The 3889-nt window shown below is 67.8% G+C and carries 5 protein-coding genes; 2 read left to right on the top strand and 3 right to left on the bottom strand.

Features of this window, described 5'->3' with window-relative positions; genetic code table 11:
• Positions 1-60 precede the first annotated feature (60 nt).
• Positions 61-252: a DNA gyrase inhibitor YacG gene (locus ABNS06_RS01685; protein WP_348672229.1), complete on the top strand. Its 192-nt coding sequence runs from the start codon at positions 61-63 to the stop codon at positions 250-252.
• A 42-nt stretch (positions 253-294) separates the two neighbouring features.
• Here ABNS06_RS01685 and ABNS06_RS01680 read toward each other — a convergent pair whose 3' ends face one another.
• The 3 genes from ABNS06_RS01680 to ABNS06_RS01670 are packed head-to-tail and all read right to left on the bottom strand — an operon-like array spanning position 295 to position 3662.
• The gene (locus tag ABNS06_RS01680; RefSeq protein WP_348672228.1) at positions 295-1218 is read right to left on the bottom strand and encodes a Nudix family hydrolase; all 924 of its coding nucleotides are present in this window, start codon (positions 1216-1218) and stop codon (positions 295-297) included.
• Positions 1215-2429, bottom strand: a complete 1215-nt coding sequence (gene argJ / locus ABNS06_RS01675; protein ID WP_348672227.1) for a bifunctional glutamate N-acetyltransferase/amino-acid acetyltransferase ArgJ — start codon at positions 2427-2429, stop codon at positions 1215-1217. Before argJ ends, ABNS06_RS01680 begins: the two co-directional genes overlap by 4 nt.
• Positions 2430-2486: 57 nt before the next feature.
• Positions 2487-3662, bottom strand: a complete 1176-nt coding sequence (locus ABNS06_RS01670) for an SEC-C metal-binding domain-containing protein (RefSeq protein ID WP_348672226.1) — start codon at positions 3660-3662, stop codon at positions 2487-2489.
• Here ABNS06_RS01670 and ABNS06_RS01665 point away from each other — a divergent pair.
• Positions 3618-3889, top strand: a 272-nt coding sequence (locus ABNS06_RS01665) for a hypothetical protein (protein WP_348672225.1), incomplete at its 3' end; no start/stop codon positions are given. The genes ABNS06_RS01670 and ABNS06_RS01665 overlap by 45 nt on opposite strands.

Raw genomic sequence — 3889 nt, 5'->3', positions numbered from 1 at the left:
CGCGCAGCCCGGCCGCGTGGCCCGGACCCGCGCGCTGACCCGGTCACGGGCGACCCGCTGATGCCCGCGACGGAACCGCCACGACTCGTGCGTTGCCCGCATTGCGGCCAGCGCACCAAGGCAACGCCCGAAAACCCATGGCGACCGTTTTGCAGCCGGCGCTGCAAGCTCATCGACCTCGGCGCCTGGTTCGAGGAGGAACATCGGATCCCGGGCAACGAGCCCGAGCTTCCGCCAGAACGGGACGACTGAACCCGCCCGGCCCGTCCGCCGCAGCGCTGACCAGCGGTGCCGTCAGTTCCAGAACCCGCGGATCCCGGCTACACCCGTTGCGCCCGCCCAGCGGGCCGCATCCAGATCCGCCGGGACCAGGCCGCCAATCGCGTACGCCGGCAAACCCGCCGGATCGATTAGTGCACGCCAGCGTAGCCAACGCATCGGCGCCCGGCCCGGATGTGACGGGGTCGGGCGCACGGAACCGACAACCAGTGCATCGACCCCAGCGGCAAGCGCCGCATCACGTTCGGCTTCGCCATGACAGGATGCGATACGCCAACGCGCCCAAGCAGGCCTGCTGACAGCGCAGCCGGGAAGGGCACGGTGCGGCAGGTGCCAGACCAGCGCGCCCGCGGGCAAGTCAGCGTCCCAGTCGAGTCCGGGCCGATCCACCGCGAGCATCGGACCATCCTGCCTCCAGAGCGCCAGCACCAGCGCGCGATACTGCGCGTCGTCCAGCGACGGCAGCCGCAGCCGCACGAGCCAGTCGTCGGGAATGGCGGGCCAGTGCGTCTTGAGCGCTTCGATCCGCATGTCCGGAGGCGTGAATGCATACCGCGAGGGCAGCTCCAGCGCCGCCACGATCGGGCGATCGGCCTCCAGCAGGCCGGCACCGGACAGCTCGGGGACGTCCAGCCAGCGGATCGCCTGCCCTTCGCGTCCTACCGGCTCGCCACCCCAGTCGTCGACCAGCCAGGTGTCCAGCAGCACCTCGCGATCCGGATAGCGGTGCCGCAGCCGGATCAGCGGCCGGCGCCGACGCACCTCGATTCCGAGTTCTTCGGCCAGTTCACGGCGCAATGCAGCCTGCACGGACTCTCCGGGCTCGCACTTGCCGCCCGGGAACTCCCATTGACCGGCGCCGGGCTTGCCGGCCCGCCGCTGGCTGATCAGCACCTGCCGACCGCGCCGGAGCACCCCCACGGCGATGTGCAGGGTCACGTCCGGTATTCGGCGTTGATGCGTACGTAGTCGTGTCCGAGATCGCAGGTCCAGATGGTCGCGTCGCTACCCCCGCGTCCGAGGTCGATGGTCACCATGAACGCGTCCCGCCGCATGACCTCGGACGCGTCGGATTCCTGATAACCCTCCGCCGGTTCGCCGCCGACCAGCACCCGGACATCGTCAATCATCAGATCCACATCCTCGATCTTCAGACCTTCCAGACCGCTGCGACCCACGGCGGCGAGCACGCGCCCCCAGTTGGGATCGCTGGCGAACCAGGCCGTCTTGACCAACGGCGAATGCGCGATGGTGAAGGCCACCTTGCGCGCCTCTTCGCCTGATCGGGCGCCGCGGACACGAACGGTGACGAACTTGCTGGCGCCCTCTCCGTCCCGGACCATCGCCTGGGCCAGATGCTGGCAGACCTCGATGATGGCGTCGCGGCAGGCGCGATAGGCGACGGTACCGATCTCGATCAATTCGCCCGACCCGGTCGCCGCCAGGGCGCAGGCATCGTTGGTGGACGTATCGCCATCCACGGTGATGCAGTGAAAGCTTGCGTCGACGGCTCTGGCGAGAATCTGCTCCACGGCCGCCTGGGACAGCGGCGCGTCGGTCGCGACGAAGGCCAGCATCGTCGCCATGTCCGGACGGATCATGCCCGCGCCCTTGCCGATCCCGGTCACCGTGTAGCGGGCGCCGGGCACATCGATGGTCCGGCTGACGCCCTTCGGCACCGAATCCGTCGTCATGATCGCCCGCGCCGCGGTCAACCAGCCGTCTTCGGTGAGACGATGTTGCAGTTCGGGAACCGTGGCCTCGATGCGCTCGACCGGCAGCGCCTCGCCGATGACGCCGGTGGAAAACGGCCAGACCGCCTCCGCCGCGCAGGACAATGATGCGGCCACGGCGGAGCAGCTGCGACGCACCGCCAGCACACCGGGCGAGCCGGTTCCGGCGTTGGCGTTTCCGCTGTTGATGATCCAGGCGCGTGATTGCGCGACGCGCCCCCGGTGTTCGCGGCAGATCCGCACGGGTGCCGCGGCAAACGCATTGTTGGTCAGCGCCACCGCGGACCGTGAGCCGGGCGCCAGCTCGATCAGCAGCAGATCGTCACGACCACGGTAACGAATGCCGGCGGCGCCGGCGGCAAGGCGAACACCGCCGACGGGCAGCAGCGCATCCGGTGCCGTCAGACCAACGGCCAAGACCGTACCCTGATCACGCTGGATGCCCGCCCTCGGTGAATTCGCAGCATTGCGGCCCTAGGAGACCCGCCCGTGGCATTGCTTGTACTTCTTGCCGGACCCGCAGGGACAGGGCTCGTTGCGCCCAATCTTGCGTTCACCACGCTCGAAGGTTTCCGGCTGTGGCGGCGCGGCCGGACGCTGTCCGGGACCGGCCTGAATCCGCCGTCCCGCCGCCGGCGCAGCGTCAGCGACCGGTTCCTCGCCGCCACCGGCGAGCGCGCTGCTCGCCTCGGCATGGCTGGCCTGGCCACGTGCCTGCAAGGCCTCGGCCTGTGCGCGGCGCTGGGCTTCCACCGCCTCGACATCAGCCTCGGCCTGGACGCGCACCTTGGACAGGGTTGCGATGACCTCATGCTTGAGTCGCGCGAGCAGGTCGTTGAACAGCTGGAACGCTTCGCGCTTGTACTCCTGCTTGGGATCCTTCTGCGCATAGGCACGCAGGTTGATGCCCTGCCGCAAATAGTCCATCGCAGCCAGATGCTCACGCCACAGGCGATCGAGCGTCTGCAGCATCACCGCCTTTTCGAAATGCTGGATGACACTTTCGCCGGCACGCTGCTTCTTGTCCGCGTAGGAGGCTGCCAGCAGCTCGTTCACGCGACGCCGCACGCCGACATCGTCCAGCGAGGCATCATCCTCCAGCCACTTGGCGATGTCTTCGTCGACACCGAACTCGGCGCGCAGCGCCTCGCTCAAGCCCTTGATATCCCACAGCTCCTCTGGCGAACCAGGGGGCAGGTAGGCCTGAACCACGCCGGAGACGACATCGGGCCGGATGGTGTCGATCAGGGCCGAAATCTCGTCGGCGGCCATCAGCTCGTTGCGCTGCGAGTAAATGACCTTGCGTTGATCGTTGGCGACGTTGTCGTACTCGAGCAAGTGCTTGCGGATGTCGAAGTTGTGCGACTCCACCTTGCGCTGGGCGGTCTCGATGGACCGGGACACCCAGCGATGCTCGATCGCCTCGCCCTCCTCCATGCCGAGCCGCTGCAGCATCGCGCGCATCCGCGGCGGTGTGAAGATCCGCATCAGCGTATCTTCCAGCGACAGGTAGAAGCGGGTCAGACCGGGGTCGCCCTGGCGGCCGGAGCGGCCTCGCAGCTGATTGTCGATGCGGCGTGATTCGTGGCGTTCCGTGCCGATGACATGCAGGCCACCAGCCTCACGGACCTGCTGTTCATCCCGTTTCACCACAGCATCAAACTCACCCTTGACCCGGGCAATGGCCTGCCGCAGGGCCTGAATTTGGGGGTCATCGGTGGGGGCTTTCTCAGCTGCCGTGGCGATGCGTTCCTCCAATTCGATCAAGCTGAGGGCCCGATCACCCCAGGCTTTCACCAAATCACGAGCCAGCTGTGCCAAGGCCTGATCGGTATCATCGGTGAGAACACAGGGGTACAGGCTGTCGCGACTCGGGG

The sequence above is a fragment of the uncultured Abyssibacter sp. genome (assembly GCF_964000955.1).
Classification (GTDB): domain Bacteria; phylum Pseudomonadota; class Gammaproteobacteria; order Nevskiales; family OUC007; genus Abyssibacter.
Note: the sequence above shows the minus strand (reverse complement) of the source record. Positions and strands in the feature narration are given on the sequence as shown.

What these genes read in the sequence shown, in the direction of transcription:
- ABNS06_RS01685 (WP_348672229.1), top strand. Translation starts at nt 61, where the DNA reads ATGCCCGCGACGGAACCGCCACGACTCGTGCGTTGCCCGCATTGCGGC.